Annotated in this window: 16 protein-coding genes; 8 read left to right on the plus strand and 8 right to left on the minus strand. The window is 42.9% G+C overall.

All coding sequences use genetic code 11. The annotated features are described in order from the left end of the window. Nucleotides 1-221 precede the first annotated feature (221 nt). From E0F88_RS33850 to E0F88_RS30555, 4 genes are all read right to left on the minus strand, one after another. Complete coding sequence (locus E0F88_RS33850; RefSeq protein WP_165940192.1) at nt 222-374, minus strand: hypothetical protein; 153 nt, start codon at nt 372-374, stop codon at nt 222-224. 505 nt (nt 375-879) lie between these two features. Next, nucleotides 880-2586 carry a type IV secretory system conjugative DNA transfer family protein gene (locus E0F88_RS30545; protein WP_131962135.1) on the minus strand — a complete coding sequence of 569 codons (1707 nt, stop codon included), beginning with the start codon at nt 2584-2586 and terminating at the stop codon, nt 880-882. A gap of 120 nt (nt 2587-2706) precedes the next feature. Beyond that, nucleotides 2707-3531 carry a relaxase/mobilization nuclease domain-containing protein gene (locus E0F88_RS30550; RefSeq protein WP_131962136.1) on the minus strand — a complete coding sequence of 275 codons (825 nt, stop codon included), beginning with the start codon at nt 3529-3531 and terminating at the stop codon, nt 2707-2709. Further along, nucleotides 3528-3866 (minus strand): plasmid mobilization protein, encoded by a 339-nt coding sequence (locus E0F88_RS30555; protein WP_131962137.1) that lies wholly within the window; start codon nt 3864-3866, stop codon nt 3528-3530. Before E0F88_RS30555 ends, E0F88_RS30550 begins: the two co-directional genes overlap by 4 nt. Nucleotides 3867-4131: 265 nt before the next feature. On the opposite strand from E0F88_RS30555, the gene E0F88_RS30560 reads away from it, so the two are divergent. From E0F88_RS30560 to E0F88_RS30575, 4 genes are all read left to right on the plus strand, one after another. Then, entirely contained in the window at nt 4132-4518 is a 387-nt protein-coding gene (locus tag E0F88_RS30560) for a hypothetical protein (RefSeq protein ID WP_131962138.1), read from the plus strand. A 34-nt stretch (nt 4519-4552) separates the two neighbouring features. After that, a complete protein-coding gene (locus E0F88_RS30565) occupies nt 4553-5260 on the plus strand; it encodes a P-loop NTPase family protein (RefSeq protein ID WP_131962139.1) in 708 nt (235 codons plus the stop codon). Continuing rightward, a complete protein-coding gene (locus tag E0F88_RS30570) occupies nt 5260-5742 on the plus strand; it encodes a hypothetical protein (protein ID WP_131962140.1) in 483 nt (160 codons plus the stop codon). Before E0F88_RS30565 ends, E0F88_RS30570 begins: the two co-directional genes overlap by 1 nt. Nucleotides 5743-6821: 1079 nt before the next feature. Next, complete coding sequence (locus E0F88_RS30575; RefSeq protein ID WP_131962141.1) at nt 6822-7034, plus strand: hypothetical protein; 213 nt, start codon at nt 6822-6824, stop codon at nt 7032-7034. Between the two features lie 165 nt (nt 7035-7199). Here E0F88_RS30575 and E0F88_RS30580 read toward each other — a convergent pair whose 3' ends face one another. The 3 genes from E0F88_RS30580 to E0F88_RS30590 all read right to left on the minus strand — a co-directional run bounded on the left by E0F88_RS30580 (nt 7200) and on the right by E0F88_RS30590 (nt 9305). Continuing rightward, nucleotides 7200-8330, minus strand: a complete 1131-nt coding sequence (locus E0F88_RS30580) for a hypothetical protein (RefSeq protein WP_131962142.1) — start codon at nt 8328-8330, stop codon at nt 7200-7202. 65 nt (nt 8331-8395) lie between these two features. Then, nucleotides 8396-8671: a hypothetical protein gene (locus tag E0F88_RS30585; RefSeq protein ID WP_131962143.1), complete on the minus strand. Its 276-nt coding sequence runs from the start codon at nt 8669-8671 to the stop codon at nt 8396-8398. Continuing rightward, entirely contained in the window at nt 8643-9305 is a 663-nt protein-coding gene (locus tag E0F88_RS30590; RefSeq protein WP_131962144.1) for an AAA family ATPase, read from the minus strand. The genes E0F88_RS30585 and E0F88_RS30590 overlap by 29 nt, the downstream gene beginning before the upstream one ends. A 506-nt stretch (nt 9306-9811) precedes the next feature. On the opposite strand from E0F88_RS30590, the gene E0F88_RS30595 reads away from it, so the two are divergent. Then, nucleotides 9812-10468 carry an AbiU2 domain-containing protein gene (locus E0F88_RS30595; protein WP_131962145.1) on the plus strand — a complete coding sequence of 219 codons (657 nt, stop codon included), beginning with the start codon at nt 9812-9814 and terminating at the stop codon, nt 10466-10468. Between the two features lie 653 nt (nt 10469-11121). Here E0F88_RS30595 and E0F88_RS30600 read toward each other — a convergent pair. Further along, nucleotides 11122-11808 carry a recombinase family protein gene (locus tag E0F88_RS30600; RefSeq protein ID WP_131962146.1) on the minus strand — a complete coding sequence of 229 codons (687 nt, stop codon included), beginning with the start codon at nt 11806-11808 and terminating at the stop codon, nt 11122-11124. 362 nt (nt 11809-12170) lie between these two features. Between E0F88_RS30600 and istA the strand changes: the two genes are divergently transcribed. From istA to E0F88_RS30615, 3 genes are all read left to right on the plus strand, one after another. Further along, entirely contained in the window at nt 12171-13724 is a 1554-nt protein-coding gene (gene istA / locus E0F88_RS30605; RefSeq protein WP_229213963.1) for an IS21 family transposase, read from the plus strand. 68 nt (nt 13725-13792) lie between these two features. After that, nucleotides 13793-14539: an IS21-like element helper ATPase IstB gene (gene istB / locus E0F88_RS30610; RefSeq protein WP_131962148.1), complete on the plus strand. Its 747-nt coding sequence runs from the start codon at nt 13793-13795 to the stop codon at nt 14537-14539. A gap of 143 nt (nt 14540-14682) precedes the next feature. Further along, nucleotides 14683-16188 carry a Fic family protein gene (locus E0F88_RS30615; protein ID WP_131962149.1) on the plus strand — a complete coding sequence of 502 codons (1506 nt, stop codon included), beginning with the start codon at nt 14683-14685 and terminating at the stop codon, nt 16186-16188. Nucleotides 16189-16255 lie beyond the last annotated feature (67 nt).

Here is a 16255-nt window from a genome sequence, read left to right on the forward strand (position 1 = left end):
GTCGTGACGGTTTTTCTCCCTTTCTTTAGTTTACCCCATGACTTGAAAAAGCCACAGCAATAAGTCAAACTATAAATGAATGGGTTACACTAAATCCTGGGAGGTTGCCAGATAGATGCCCGACCGCCGCCTTTACTGTCCGCAGTAATAGACGAATACATCGTCGTTAAAAAATGGTGTGGAAATGGCTTCCGGCAATAAGGCAACAGGCTCCTGAAGTGTTATGCCAGCGCAGCATGCACAAATACAAAACGAGGAACAAAGGTCAACAATGCCCTGATCCGGTGATTGGCATTGGCATTAATGGTAGGCGCATTGGCCGAACATGAGACACGCAATACTTTATCCTGGCAGGGAATGCAGGAAAGTATCACCGTGTAAAAAGCTAATATGTATGTAAAGAGCTAATCTCATAACACTGCAAAAATAGCTCAACAATACATGCAGCAGGTAGTCAGAAACAGATTGGTAGATTTAAGACCATCTGCGTATGTTCTCATTAGCAAAATACATAACGGATAGATCAATCACTATGCTAATAGGTGATATCAAAAGTAGGGTACCTGTGCTAAGACTAATGACTTTCGACTGTGTCTGGCAACATCAAAATGATTTATACTCAGCAACATTTAAGCTTTCTCAATCATTTGGCTTATGCTTATGGGGCTTTAAAGGCGGATTATATTTTGGTTGATTGTCGGGTGCGACTCTTCTCCTCCTATCTAAGGATCCATCCTCTTTTTTTGGTTTTGGGCCAGGTTTAATAGCTTCGATTTCCATGACGAATGTATAAAATTATATGTTCCTGATTGAATAAAGCAATACGCAGTAATATACTAAAAAAACGTTAGATGATATTTCCTCTATGAAGAGCAAGCATTATACAAGCGTTTCTAATTCCTTGTTAATTCTGGCATAGGTTGCGTTAATATCAGGTGCTGTCCTGATTTTCTGTAATGACAGGCCTAAGCTTTCCTGCTCCCTCAGTATATCCTGGAATTCGTAAACATTCCCTTCGGCAACAATTCCGCAGAATTCACCGGCCCGGAAACCCAGCACCTGGGAAGGGGTTAGCCGCTCACGCTGTTGGATTGTAGTGCTTTGCCCGTAGCTGTTGCGGTCTTCTGACCGGCTCTTGTTACTGCCAGTGTATTCAACGTCCATTTTACCAAACAGTTTACTGATCCGCTCGGCTGTTGCTATGTTGGTGCTACGTCCGTAAAAATGGGTTCCCAGGTTGGATATGATCATTTCAGTTTCTTCCCGCCCGATCATGCCCTGCATCTGAGCAATGTCCTGGACACTGTAAATGGTGGCAATCTTGTTACTGCGGGCCGTGCTGGGGATTTGCTGAAAGTTGGGAATAAACAAGGTCGGCGCTTCGTCCAGAAGGATGATGGATTTTTCTTTCCCTTGCTGGTTCATTTGTTTAGCAGCCATGCTGACAATCAATGAAATTACAGGGCTTAATGTAGCAGATAACGTAGGGTCATTCCCGACTGTTAAAATACCCGGGTTTTCCGGGTTGTTCAGGTCGAGCGGTACTTCATCCCCGGACAGCACCCAAAATATTTCCGGGGTCGCCAAAGTCGAAAGGTAGTTCTGTATAGACGCAAAGACACCTGCCAGCTGGTTCTCGCTTTCCGAGCCACTAGCCACACTGGCAATGATCGCTTTGACTTGCTGATCTTGCTGAAAAAGCCTGATCAGCTCTTTCGGCTCGTGCTTTAACACAAGTGCAATAACATGCGGTAAGGTGCAGTACTGTGGATGGTTATTGCGTAAATACCAGATTGCTGATGTCAGGATAGCCTCACTGGATTGGATCCAGAAATCCCGCTTCTGCGAAGCTTTAAAATCGATGTTGGAAAGAATTGTTTTGGCTGCTTCCCGCGCGTAGCTGGCATTAGTGATCACCTTTGGACTGACCGGGTTGATCTGATGGCTGTAAGCCAGGTCTGTAAAATTGACAAACCAGGTCTTGACCCGGCTGCCCTGGTAAGCACCGTTTACTTCGGAAGCCAGGACCGGGAACTTGAAATCATAGACCAGGCCGGTAAACCCGTTCTCTCCGGATTGCTGGATAATGGGTTCAATGATGCTCTTGCTCTTTCCAGAACCGGCCCCGCCACAAATAAAAATCCCGCGTGTCGGGTTGTCAATTTCAATAGTGCTTCCCCCTAACGTTTGCAACACAAAACCGTTACCTGGCCTGCGTGCTGCTGGTGCAGTCGTGACTTCCTTCTTTTTTCCTCTGAAATTAATATAGGAAGTAAACGCCACAAAGGCCCCGGCAGTCCCTTGCATGGTCAATTTTAGAAAACTGCTGTCTGTGACCGTATCGGTCAGCAGTGTGGCAAAAATAACACCCAACACCTGGCAAGGCAACAGTGCGAGCATAAACCGGATCTGAGGTTTGTTCCAAAGGATATCCTGACGGAAAAGCGTATCATCAGAGATAAACACACCCCGGTAAAAGAACCGTGTTATAAAGCCTAAACCGACTTTATAAAGCAGCACTAACAACCAGTGAAGTGCAAGCCCCATAAAAAAGGGAACCACCAGAAAGAAAAAGACATTCGCCATTAAAGATTGATTTAGTGAATGGATAGTAATATCAGGTTAGCATGCCCGCCAGGTGCAGCATCTCTCCCCATTTGTTCTGCACACCTGCTTTAACAGTTTGGCAAGATATAAAGCGCATTTTTAAAAGCCCATCCCGCGGCCGCGTTTCTGCTTGTGTTCTGGCTCCGGTTTGACTTGCTGCAACTGCTCCTTTTTTACCTCCAGGTTCTTGTCCAACTTGGCCTGCAATTGTTTGGCGGTAAAGCCAACGTCCTGTCCCTTGATCGGTACGCCCTGATAGCTGTAACTGGAATATTTGAGCCTGCCTTCTTCAATCTTGTATTTGCACTCGATCCCTTTTTCTTTCAACCGCCGCTCCATGTCTTCCGGCGTGTCGGATTCTTCTTTCAAAGCAGCCTTTATTGCTATGTTAACGACTTTTTGTGCTTCCTCCTGGTTGACCGCCACATGGCGTAGTTTTCCTTCTTCAAGCTTTTCGAGCTTGGAAAAACCAAGCTCCTGTGTGATCTCTTTACATATTCGCACATTGCGCGCATAGTTGTGAGATGTTTCCAGCGCCTTGCTCCCATCCGTCGGTACGCGGTTGATGTAAACATGGATATGCTGGTGCGGCTTGTCGTGGTGCTCGTAAACGGCAATCTGATGGTCTTTCGGGTCAGCCCCCATCTTTTGACAATACCGGTTGGCCGTCTCAATCATCTGCTCACGAGTGGGTTTCTCTTCCGGCTTCCAGCTGATGGATGAATGCCACACCGGTGTCTTGCAACGGCTGTAAGACGCCTCCTGCTGCATCTCGGCAGCGATGCCCTCCGGATCACGCGAAACCACGTTGTGCGTGATCAGCAGATCCGCTTTACCCATGATCTCCTTGCCTTCAACTGTATAGCCAGCGCCGTAATGTATTGCGCCTGAAAAACTCGATCCGATCGAAGTTTTGGCAATCATGCTTTTAGTATTTTTTTAAGTTGCTCCAAAACTTCAAGCAAAGGCTTTTCATAAAAGAACCCTTTGTTGGCATACGCGGCCAGCTGGTTCAAGTTGGTACCAATACCTTGCAGGTTACGCTTTTCTTCTTTCTCGAACCGGGCTTGCACCTGGTGACCGGTGCTCAGCCGGCGCAGGTATTCTGATACGCTCAGGCCGGCCAGGACCGCGTTGGCCTTGATCTGTGCATGCTCCTGGTCAGTCACCCGGACAGGGATCATTTTACCTCTGTTTTCCCGCCTGGCGGCACCAGCCTTGCGGGCTTCATAATGCAGGTTCTTCTCATTGTCTTCCATAGCATAATTTCAAAAAGGTGTCCGTGACACCCGGGGTTTGGGGCAGCGCCCCGGCAAGTCAAGGGAGGCACGACCGATGTGTTTGGAGATGCAGATTTGAAGCGGAGCGGAGAATTTGTATATACAAACACATGGCTTGCTTTACTCTCACACAAACAACAAACGCACGAATATAAGCGCTAGTAACTCTTTTTTACTTTTTTCTCTGTCATTTATTGAATATTAGATATTTCTGTTCTATTTTCGTTTTATAAGCGTTTAAAAAATGTCCTTTTGTTGTCCTATGGATAAGAAATATGTGTTGCAGGCATTTGAAATGAAACTGAAAGGTCGCTTTGATCTGTTGGCCAGATATTATGGCGATTATCTCTTTGACATCCCGGCTCAAATCATGATCCGCCAGGTCAAAGATGAGCTCGGTATTGACATTACAGAAGATGCCATCTATAACCTGAAAAGAAGACGTAAAACCAGACAGGCCGCCCAGCTTGCCCCGCTGGTAGTTGCACCAGGCCCGCCAGTCACCCAACCATCGGACCCAGCGGCCTTCCCTCCTGCCCTGCCTGAACACGATTTGGGTACAATCGTTGAAAAAGCCACAAAAGAACCAAAAGGGAAGAAAGATCCAGGAATGGATTTTACTGATTTCTAATATTGTACTTTATTAATAATCAATAACTATTAGCATGAAGCAAATTAATCTGGTATTACAGTCAAAAGGTGGCGTAGGCAAATCCCTGTTTATATGGTTTGTAGCACAAAACCAGAAAGAACAGAAAACAAATTTTATTGACCTGGACGAGTCTACCGGCACATCCATCGGGCGCCTGGGCGCGGTAGTCGGCAAAGATCGTGTCCGGAGTTTCTCGATACTCAATGAGTACAAGAAAATGGAACGGGATGTGATTATGGATCTGCTCGAAAAGCTGGCCAAAGGGAAATCTGAAAATTACTACATTGATTTCGGCGCACCTGAATCGGCTGAATTCTTACGCTTGTTGCAAGAAGATGACCTGGCTGATGAACTGCGCAGGGAACTGGCAGATATGGATACTACACTGCGTTTATTTGTCATCATTGCGGGACGTGATGCCCTGGCTTCCTGCGTAAATTATTACAACGCGGTGTCTGCTGGAATTGCCGGGCAATTCCCTATAACAATGGTGGTCAATATGGGCACTTTTGGCGGTAAAGAAACAGCTGAAAAGGCGGTTGAAAAACTTAAAGAGCTTGGGATAGATTGCAAACAATTTGGTGACCTGGGTAGTGGTGGTGCTGTTAAGGAAATAATAGACCTGATCAGCCAGCCTGATCCGGACCCGGCATCCCTGGGTATGATGTCCAGGATCATGTACCGTAAAAAACAGCAGGAAATACAGGAAATTATTAGCTGATGGAAAAACATACAAACCTCGCTGCGGAACGCCACAGGTTGGCGCTTCGCTTCAACCTTTCGGAATCAGCAATCGAGCCCGAGATCGTACCACTGATGCTGGCTGTCGAGAAATCCGTCGACAAGATTGAACAGGCCGCTGCGAAGGTAAATGAAACCATCAAGCCGGTTACCTATAACAACCACTATGGGCATAACGCTTCTGCCTGGACCATATGGTGGGGGAATCTGTCTACCGGCATCGGTCAGAACATCGTGGCCGTAAGCCTGATCTTTTCCGCTTTTCTTTTGTGCTGCCTGGCCGCCTTTATGATAAAAGATGCCATGACTGATCAGGAGAAGATAGAGCTGGCCGAAAAAAGGTGGAATTATATTAATAGGCAGTTTGTCCGTGGTGAAAATGGAAATTTCTATATTCCAAAAGAAAAATACCAGGTTACACCAGATAAAAAAGGCATTAGGCTTACTGACAAGGAGTTCTAATACTACTTTAAAGGCTGATTGAGAATGTTATGTACTGGCCTGTAAAATTATGATGTCCGATCTAATTCTTAGCCTCGCAAATGCAGTCTATCATGTCCTACATAGTACTAAGGATTAGATCAAAAGATTTTATACATAAAGTACCGTGGCCCCTATTAGGATGCTTGAATGTCACTTTTTACAAGATTTAACTTTTGGCAAAAAACATCTTGTAGGCCTATCTAGCACTTTAACGGCAGAATATTTATAACATCTTTAAACATGGCGCTGAGATTTGAATACAGCTGATATAAGCCCGGCAATTTAGCTACGCGAAACCCGCGGTACTTTTCGTTCTAACTTTAATTTAACCCAAGATTAAGGGGTATTGCATAATTCCAGTTCATGCAAACCAGCAAACCATAGGATATTAATTCATTATAAACATTGAATAACATCACAAAACAGATGTTGCCCAAGTAAAACAAGGGAATATGAGGCTTGGTGAACGCCTTCGAGGGATTGCTAAGTACATTTATTTATTATCAACTAACGGAGAAGTTCAGGCTGATTCTGATGATATCACAGTACTGTCAGCAAGTGAGTTATTCAATTGTTGTCTGCACGCATCGGAATATTAACGTCCAGAATTAGTTATTGACTTAATACTTGTCGTGGAACACCTATTTACTAAGTTTTAAAAAGACTGACATAAAGGCACACTAAAATAAAAAACAATATAACTAAAAACTTAGTTTACCCCCGCTCTTTTAGAAGATTATTATTTCAAGTCATTTCGCAATTTTTGTTTTGCCTAAAAACAACAAAAGGACTGTAACCAAATACAACACCCCAAAAGACCTTTTTAGCGTGCGCGTAGCGACGCAGGCCGAATTTGTGCGTTTGGAAATAAAATATGAGATGAGTGACGAAGGAACGAATACCGATTTTTAATTTTTTCCTATTTATAAGTCTTTATAATAAAGCTATATATATAGTGGCAAAGTTCGACAGCAATCGATGTTTGGTACTTATAGACGCCGTTTTTACCGTGGCAAAGCTTGACAGCAAGGAGGCACACGTGGCAATACCCGACAGCAATGAGGCAAGGAACGACAGCAATGCTTATTTATGAGGCAATATTCGACAGCAATGAGACGATACTTGACAGCAATGTGGCGATATTCGACAGCGATGTGACAACACTCGACAGATTTGTGGCAATACTCGACAGCGAAGTGGCTTCTCAAGGTGTCATATTTACCTTCATGCAGGCTTCTGAGCCAATACTCGACAGCATTAACAATGTCTAATGAATTTCTAGCTCTCAACCCCCTGGTAAATAATTTAAGGGTCTACAAGGGTCAAACTCAAACAGCTTGTAGGATGATGTGAGGCAATACTCGACAGAAAGCAGTTTTAAATTCTGGAACAAGGTTGATATTAATCCACTTGAATTGAGGCAATACTCGACAGCACTACCTACTAAGAAAGCCATCTCTAATGTATTGTTTAGCCTGTACTTTGGTAAGTTGCTGATTATAAGCTTTATAATATGCAGAGATCAGTATGTCTATTTTAATGTCCGTATCCGCGTCAGCGTTAGTTAACCAGCGCTGAAAGACATCCGTTTCGTCCTTTATTGCTACTTTTGAATGCTTGGAATTAAAAATATTTCTTAGTTCTATGATCAAGGAATTGAAGAATAGATGATCCCCTCGCCGTTCTGTCAAAGATGGAATGTTTACTGAACTTGAAAAGTCTAGTTCAACCCAGTATTCTTCTTGGTAAGGTTTAGATGGATCACCTTTTACGAACCTGTAGGAAAAAGGAAAGTCTCCCTTTTCTTGAAAAAAATCTAGTATTCTCTTTAATGACTTTTTCCTGAATCTGTTTTGCTCTACCTCTAACTCTGCCAAATCAGCTAGATAATCCACTGAAAATCGAGCTGTGGTCTCTTTTTGGCTTAGTAGTTGATGCCTAGTCCTCTGAAGGATTAGATACAAGCTTTTCCGGCCATCTCCTCCCCTACCCTTACCAATTTTGGGATAACCATTTGTTTCAATGGTATAGTATCGGCTAATAAAGCCATCTAGCCATTCATCAGAGATTCTGATCTCATAAATTTTTATGGTGTTTGATTGCCGGTTCAGATTCAGCTTGATATCCTTAAGGATCGGAAAATTCTTAAGCTGGATTACCTCATTTTTTGTATTGACCGCGTATGACTTCGCAAAAATTATATTCTTTTGAAGCATGTTAAAAAGCGCATAGTCAAAGACAGAAACAAATTCATGCCCAAAATACTCTGGAATAACTGCCTTGGGATTGGCAATAAAGTACGGATGTTTCCTGGCTAAGTCCTGTCTGTTTCGGCCAGACTCTTTACAGAAATCTTTCAGCGTAAATTTAGTGTACCCAAAAAGATCCTTCTTCAAGTTTTTGCTAATGAATACGATAAAATCCTTTACTATTCCAGCGTCCTCACCAAACGATTTTCTTATGTCATGAAGATTATCAGCAACACTTCTGTCGATTCGACTTAGAAAGAAGTCGTTTTTTGAACTAATATCACTGCTGACATTAGCTTGGGTTTCTTTTTCCTCCATATACAAAGTTTAAGGCACTACTTACAGCACTATTTGAAATACTAAAAGCAGCACTGTTTTTAGTGCTACTTCTCACTATTTAGCTTTTCCAAAACGGCCTCAACAATCCAATCATGGATACTGATCCCTGGCTTAGGCGACCCAGGCCTACGGGGACGCTTCAATCGGCGACTATCGATCTCACTAATGATTTGGCCAGTAAGGCGCACATTGATGTGCTTTGCCTTTTCCGGATCAGCAGGATCAGTTTCTTTAATAGTACTCCCTCCTTTGTTAATGACTGCCTCAATGTCGGCTTCGGTCACTTTTGGTTTACGCGGTGGCGGTAACGTGGTTGCCATTTAATACACGGTTAAATAAATCCTCTATTTCTTTGGTTGCTTTAGGGTCGATGTTTTCACCCTCAAACGGTGTAAGCCCCAATCCAGCGGCGTTGCTGATCGCTTTACGGTTGCTGATCGGATAAGGCAAATAAGTGAGTTGAGAAATCTGAGAGAGCGCTTCTGCAACATCTCGGTTATCAGCACTACGAATATCAGCACGGCTCAGGAACGTGTAAGCGATCAATGGCTCAGCCCGAATCGATTGAATTTCGTCTATAAGATCCGTTACCTTAGTAATTGTCCATAGATCAAAACTGCGCGGTACAAACGGTATCATTGATACGTCAGCCACAGATAGTGCTGCCCTTTGACTAGTGGTGTCTCTTCCACCCGTGTCAATTATGATATGATCATATTTTGGCTTCATGGCTTCAACTTGTTTCCGGAGATTTGCACCGGTCATATTGACAAGCGTGTATCCTGTATTGCCAAGTGTCTGCTCTCGCCATGCGGTAAAATCTGAAGACGTTTCCTGATCGTCGCCATCTACAAGCAGCACATCCTTCCCTTGGCTAGCCAGCCATCCAGCCATCGTCGTAGCCAGGGTACTCTTGCCTACCCCACCCTTAATTGAGTTGAATGATATTACCACTAGTTCTTGTGTTAAAAATGATGCTGCAATTAATACAAACTCTTACACAAAAACAAATACTATATTCGGTGTTACTTTTGGTGCTGTTTTCAACACTGTTAATGTATGTACAATTCAATCGATTAGACTTTGCTCAAAGTATCAGAATGTAACAAGCGTAATCAACATTACCATGTTATTTAACATTTCCAAATCATAGCTTAGCCCAAAAGCGATGATATTAATCACATCATGACAAATTTTAAGTGCTTTTTCTAGTGCTGTTTCAAGTGCTGTTTCAAGTGCTGTTTCAAGTGCAATTTATAACATGTAAAACAGCACAGGATTGCATATTCAAGTATACAAGGATTTGAACTAAGCAGGGGAGGGGACAGCAGCTTCTACTGATCTCAAAATCTTTATGAAAACCGCCAGGAAGAACTTGTTACATGAAATTAACTGGCTTTTGCTATTTTTACGTGTATAATGAATTGGCACGCCATTCGATAAGTCAGCTCAAATTTTTTATGACTGATACTAAAATCAAACGATTTGAAGAAATTGCTCAGATTCTTTGTCGCTGTGAGCAGCTAAAAACTGATATTCTGAGTTATTCGGGCAAGAATGTTCAAATTTACAGGGAAGTATTTACGACAGAGCTCTTGGGTAGAACCAACGTGTATTTCTTCCAGCTTTATGTTCTTCAACTTTGTATGGTTCTACATAAAAAAGAACACCACCATTTAAGAACATTAGCCACTGATTTGTTGAATGATCCAAATACAAACTGGCATAATGTTAACTCCAAATCGCAAGTAACAAATATTCTATTTTCGCTTCAAGCTATTGAAGACAGAATTGTACCTACACTCAAAGGGTTGCGCGACAAGTTCATCGCGCATAGAGATGTTGATCGAGAATTAGAACAGGCAACATTAACTTATACTGACGCATGGGGAGTGCTGGCAGAATTACAAGAAATTTATAACATTATTAATCATCATGCATTCGGAAAGACATTATTGTTCGAAACACTAATGGATCGCGAACCGTCCGAATTGAGGCATCTAGCCCGATATAGTAGTGTGTGGGCAAGACTAAGGCCAGAATTCGCAAAACCACATGATGGACTTTTACGCGACATAATCTACCTTATTAGAGGGAAAATACCGCCCAATCAATAGTATTCTATGTCGCAAATCCTATGCTTTTCGAGGATGAAATTTTGGTGATCGATCTACGTTTTTATATTGCCGGTTACAAACTCTAAATATTGCATATTATGCCTAATTTACTTGATATTAACCTATCCAAGCTACATCGGAGTTGCCTCAGGGCGTCAGTGCTTACTGCACCTGCTTTTCTATTACTTTCTTGTGATAGTCATCGACCAGCAGAACCTGTTATTACGCAGTATGTGAAAGTCATTAATGTTAATAGCGATACAATGGTTGTAATTCCTAACGGAAAGTCAGCTACTACGGCTAGCATAGCTTTTAGCGAAACTTTGTCAGATACAGCACTAGTCAGGATTTCGTCAGATACGGCATTCTCAAAACATGGGTCTCTTTTTTTGCTTCCAATAACAAATTCTCCGTTAACGTACATATCGGGTCTTTCAGGAGATTCCTTATTCATAAATATCAACCATATAACAAACCAATTTCCGGTGACCTTACAATTGAAGTAACATTTCAAAAATAGTCTCAAAACCTCGGGTCGGAGCGACGGATCTAAACCATAATGGGGTAGGGGAACCTTATTTTGTGAAGAGCATTTTGCACTTTAAAAAATTCTAATTTCTCAAATTGTCATCTCACAAATCAACGTCTCCCATTTACGCCGTTGGCTGACTTTGGATACGACTAATATTTCCAAGATAAAGACGTTTAAGCAAGCGATGTACTGTGGTTCGGTGCCATTGCTCACCATCGTTCCGAAACGTCTTAACACCTCGCCGGTTCAGCTCGTCGGAGATTCCTCGAACAGTTATAAAGCCATCTGCTTTCAGCTCATTAATGATCGGCTGCATCGTTTCCGCAAACTGATCAGCAGCCTTCGAATTCTTTTTGCTCTCGATTTCCCGGCCGTGTTTACCCAACAGCACACCGCGGCGTTTTGCAGCCTGCAATGCCTCTTTCGTCCGAGTGCTAATCTGCTTCCGCTCGTGCTCAGCAAAAGCGGCTAGCAAATGCACCATCAGGGGATTTGCATGTGGGTTATCAACTGCCAGAAACTCAACCTTGCTCTCCATTAAGTTTGCAATGAAGGCCACATTCCGGCCTAGCCGGTCCAGCTTCGCTATGATCAGCATTGCTTTCTCTTTTTTGCACAACAATAAGGCAGCCATTAGCTCTGGCCGCTCATTTTTCTTCCCGCTCTCGATTTCAGTAAATTCTGCTGTGACTTGGTAACCCTGATGTTGTGCGAACAGGTGCACTGCTTCATGTTGCGCTTCCAGGCCTAAGCCGCTCTTTCCTTGGCGATCTGTTGATACTCGAAAATAGGCAACGGCTCTTTTCATGTGGTTAAAAGTAAGAGTTTATTAGCATTTTGTCCACATGCATACGGACGTATGTATGTGGACAAAGTTAATTATAAACACGAAATGCAAATCTTGCTTAGTAATAATCAGAAAGACAAGCGGGGGTTAGCCTAGTAGGGGAGAGGTGTAATAACCTCACAAACATAAATAAGCAACTAATTGAGAAAAGAGGCGCAACTTGAGCCCCCCTCGGAGGAGTAAACTGAGCCACTCCCGGAGGAGCAAACTGAGCCACTTTTGAGAGGTGTAATTGGGTAGCTGTAATTGCTGAAGTTTGTGTGGTACTGACCTGAAACATAGCGGTCGTTGCCAGATAAACGATGGCCAACCAGCGAATCCAAATGTTCCAAGTCAAACGTATCATTGAACTGCGGGCTTCTAAAAAGAGCAACCGCTTTATTGCCAGGATCCTGGGGATCTCTCGCAATACACTTGATAGCTACCTGAAACAGTTATCGAGCCACAATCCGGACCTGTCGAGCTTTTCATCCTGGACAGAAGAGCAACTGAATCAGTTGCTTAATCCGCCATCAATAGAAGTTCCGGCATCCCACCGTGAACTTTATGCTCTGTTTCCTGACTACCCCAAGGAACTTGCCCGGGTAGGTGTAAGCCGGATGACATTGTGGACAGAATATTGTTTAAAGCATCCGGCGGGGCTTGGGTATCGTCACTTCTGCTATCATTTTCGCCTGTGGCAAGCTTCTCAAAAAGTTACGATGCATCTTGAACACAAGGCGGGCGATAAACTCTTTGTGGATTTTGCAGGTGATAAACTTTATCTGACTGACATCGAAACAGGCCAGCTGATACCAGTGGAATTTTTTGTGGCCATACTGCCTTGCTCTCAACTTACTTACGCTCAGTGTGTAATGAGTCAAAGAAAAGAGGATTTTATCCTAGCTCTGAGTAATGCACTTGCGTATTACGGTGGTGTTCCCCAGGCTATTGTCCCGGATAATCTAAAAGCGGCCGTTACCAAAGCAGATCGTTACGAACCTGAGATTAACCAGACTCTTGCCGATTTTGCCTCTCATTATGGTACGTGCATTTTTCCTGCCCGCAGCCGAAAACCAAAAGATAAAGCCTTGGCGGAGAACGCAGTCAATATCCTCTATGGACGTATTTATGCACCGTTACGTAACCGTATTTTCCATTCCCTGGAAGAAATCAATGCTGCTGTTCGGGATTTGTTGGAGATTCATAATGATGCTCAACAAAAGGGAAAAGAAAGTTCGCGCCGTGAGCGTTTTATTGAACTTGAACAGAGTGCTTTAATGCCGCTACCTTCACAGCATTATCAACTAAAAAAGTTCTCTTTATCCAAAGTCCACCCCAACGGGCACGCGACGCTGAAGGAAGATAAACACTATTATTCTGTCCCATACCGGTTGACCGGCAAACAGGTAAAATTGATTTATACGAATGAATCAGTCGAGATCTACCACAACCATCAGCGGGTTGCATGTCACGAAAGACTGATTACCAAAGGCCGTTATACCACTTTAAAGGAGCATTTGCACCCCAGTCATCAATGGATCAATAGTTGGTCACCCATTTTTTTTGAAGAGCAGGCTAATAAAATTGGACCTAATACCCGGCTGGCTATTGATGAGATCCTACGGCTCAGAATTTATCCGGAACAGGCTTATCGTTCCTGTGTTGGCGTGTTAGGCCTTGCTAAACGTTACTCCGCTCAGCGTTTGGAAGATGCTTGCGAAAGAGCTCTGTACTATAAACATATCTCGGTTACGCTGATCAAATCCATTCTGGATCGTGAACTGGATCGCATTCAGTTAATAGATGAAGAAATCACTGTTACTGATCCGGATGGCGCTCCGCGTCCCATTATTCCGCTTCATGATAATATCAGAGGGGCTGAATCTTACCAGTAAACGGACAAAAAAAACGATTACTCAACATTAATCCGTGTAAATAATTAATAATCAAACAAATAAAAAAAATGAACAACCAGGCAACCCTTGACCAGATGCGTCAATTATCCCTTTCAGGGATGGCTCAGGCTTTTGAAACGATCATCAGCTTACCGGCCGACAAACAGCTCACCAGTGATCAATTGGTCGCGCATCTAATCCATGCCGAACAGGAGCACAGACAACATCGAAAGATGCAAACCGCCATCAAGCAAGCCAAGTTCAGGTACCAATCTGCCGTGGAAGAGATTGAATACCAACCCGAAAGAAATCTGGATAAGAATCTAATGCTCCGCCTGGCTGATACAAGTTTTATTACCCGAAGTGAAAATGTCCTGATAACGGGCGCTACGGGCTGTGGAAAAAGTTTTATCGCCACGGCTTTAGGGTACCAGGCCTGTCAAATGGGTTTACGGGTGGCCTATTATTCTTTACCCAAACTATTGCAGAAACTTCATCTTGCCAAAGCCGATGGTTCTTATGCGAAGGAATTAGCCAGGCTTGAAAGAATGCATTTATTGATTCTTGACGACTGGGGATTACAACCTTTGGATAACCATGCCAAAATGGCCATCATGCAGATCATAGAAGACAGGCACGCTAAATCTGCGACTATTATTACTTCGCAGTTACCGATCAACAAATGGTATGATTACTTGGCGGAATCAACGCTGGGTGATGCCATAATGGATCGAATCTTACAGCATGCCAATCGTATAGAATTGAAGGGGCAGTCCATGAGAGTTCGAATGACTATGCAACAAAACCAAGTTTAGTTTTTAATTTTGTAACGCTACTAATTATATCTCTACAAAGTGGCTCAGTTTGAAGCTCCGAAGGTGGCTCACTTTCAACGCCATACTCAACTAATGGAAAATTTTCTGCCAATAAGTCAAATTAATAGAAAAATTTCCTGTCAATGCTCTATATTGCACTTGTTAATGGAAAGAATTCCAAAATGATAAGATTACAAGAAATACTGTTCGGATCTTCAAACAAGACAGAATCTGCTAAGATCAGCGCTTTGGAGAAGAAGGGAGTTATCCGTAAAATAGCTCCTCGCATTTATACGTCAAATCTAGAAGAGCAGCCCGAAGTTATTATAAAAAGAAATTGGTTCAGAATACTATCCAATCAATTTCCAGGTGGAATTCTAAGTCATCGTAGCGCATTGGAATTTGTTCCGGCTGATGGTGAGCATATATTTGTTACATACACTTACACACGTAAGAATCGATTACCTGGTCTTACAATCCATTTTCAGCAAGGCCCTCCCCGGCAAGAAAGTGATAACGTATTTTTTGAAAATTTATATGCTTCGCAGGAAGCACGGGCATTTCTAGAAAATATGCAGGAAACCCGAACTAGAAATGATCTTTCAAAAACCCTTTCAATCTCGGAAATTGAAGAAAGGCTTGATTTAATTATTAGATCCAGGGGGGAAGGTGCTGTCAATGTTATTCGAGATAACGCCAGGGACTTGGCACCAGCCTTGGGGATGGAAAAAGAATTTATCAAACTTAACCATTTGATAGGGACGCTTTTGACTACAGGTGATTCTAAAAGTCTTCATTCCCCCATCGCCATAGCACGGTCATTAGGAGATCCCTTTGACCCTGAAAGAATTACCTTATTCGAAATACTGTACGCAGCTTTGAGTGGCCGGACCTTCCCTGCTTATGCTGATAAAAACCTTTCATTAAAAGCATATAGAAATTTTGCCTTTTTTGAGAGCTATTTCTCAAACTATATTGAAGGGACAGAGTTTGCTGTTAATGAGGCACAACAGATTATCCAGACTGAAACGCCGTTGCCTGAACGCGCTGAAGACTCTCATGATATACTGGGCACTTATCAAATCGTATCAGATCGGCACGAAATGGCGATAACTCCCAGTTCACCCAGTGAACTTTTGCAACTGTTGCGAAGCAGGCACGCCACATTGTTACGAGCGCGCCTTTCTAAAAAGCCCGGACAGTTTAAGGACAAAAATAATCGGGCTGGTAATACGGAGTTCGTAGACTGGCAATTGGTGGCCGGTACCTTAAAAAAAGGGTTCGATTGGTATTCACTACTGGACGAGCCTTTTGCCAAAGCAGCTTACATGATGTTTATGATTAGCGAAGTTCATCCATTTCTTGACGGAAATGGCAGAATTGCTAGGGTAATGATGAATGCTGAACTTTCTTCGAAAGGGCTTTCGAAGATAATTATTCCTACCGTCTATCGTGAGGACTATATGGGCGCACTGCGAAAACTTACCAGGCAACATGATCCGACTGCCTATATTCGCATGCTTTTGAGAACCTTCGAATTCAGCTCAAACATCTATGGAGAAGACCAAACAATTATAGAAAATCATTTGATCAGATCTAATGCTTTTGAGGAACCAGAAGTCGCAAAATTAATAATCATACCACACTAAGATTTTAATCTCTACGCGAACATTTTACAGTTTATCGTGCTATGTCACAATATATCTGTAATTAGTC

Origin of the sequence: Dyadobacter psychrotolerans (assembly GCF_004349265.1) — a bacterium.
Taxonomy (GTDB): Bacteria; Bacteroidota; Bacteroidia; order Cytophagales; family Spirosomataceae; genus Dyadobacter; species Dyadobacter psychrotolerans.

Excerpts from the sequence above, each read along its gene's own strand:
- E0F88_RS30565 (WP_131962139.1), top strand. The coding sequence starts at position 4,553 with ATGAAGCAAATTAATCTGGTATTACAGTCAAAAGGTGGCGTAGGCAAA.
- E0F88_RS30570 (WP_131962140.1), top strand. The coding sequence starts at position 5,260 with ATGGAAAAACATACAAACCTCGCTGCGGAACGCCACAGGTTGGCGCTT.
- E0F88_RS30595 (WP_131962145.1), top strand. The coding sequence starts at position 9,812 with ATGACTGATACTAAAATCAAACGATTTGAAGAAATTGCTCAGATTCTT.
- istB (WP_131962148.1), top strand. The coding sequence starts at position 13,793 with ATGAACAACCAGGCAACCCTTGACCAGATGCGTCAATTATCCCTTTCA.
- E0F88_RS30545 (WP_131962135.1), bottom strand. The coding sequence starts at position 2,586 with ATGGCGAATGTCTTTTTCTTTCTGGTGGTTCCCTTTTTTATGGGGCTT.
- E0F88_RS30550 (WP_131962136.1), bottom strand. The coding sequence starts at position 3,531 with ATGATTGCCAAAACTTCGATCGGATCGAGTTTTTCAGGCGCAATACAT.
- E0F88_RS30560 (WP_131962138.1), top strand. The coding sequence starts at position 4,132 with ATGTCCTTTTGTTGTCCTATGGATAAGAAATATGTGTTGCAGGCATTT.
- E0F88_RS30575 (WP_131962141.1), top strand. The coding sequence starts at position 6,822 with ATGAGGCAAGGAACGACAGCAATGCTTATTTATGAGGCAATATTCGAC.
- E0F88_RS30600 (WP_131962146.1), bottom strand. The coding sequence starts at position 11,808 with ATGAAAAGAGCCGTTGCCTATTTTCGAGTATCAACAGATCGCCAAGGA.
- E0F88_RS30555 (WP_131962137.1), bottom strand. The coding sequence starts at position 3,866 with ATGGAAGACAATGAGAAGAACCTGCATTATGAAGCCCGCAAGGCTGGT.
- istA (WP_229213963.1), top strand. The coding sequence starts at position 12,171 with ATGTTCCAAGTCAAACGTATCATTGAACTGCGGGCTTCTAAAAAGAGC.
- E0F88_RS30580 (WP_131962142.1), bottom strand. The coding sequence starts at position 8,330 with ATGGAGGAAAAAGAAACCCAAGCTAATGTCAGCAGTGATATTAGTTCA.
- E0F88_RS30585 (WP_131962143.1), bottom strand. The coding sequence starts at position 8,671 with ATGGCAACCACGTTACCGCCACCGCGTAAACCAAAAGTGACCGAAGCC.
- E0F88_RS30615 (WP_131962149.1), top strand. The coding sequence starts at position 14,683 with ATGCTCTATATTGCACTTGTTAATGGAAAGAATTCCAAAATGATAAGA.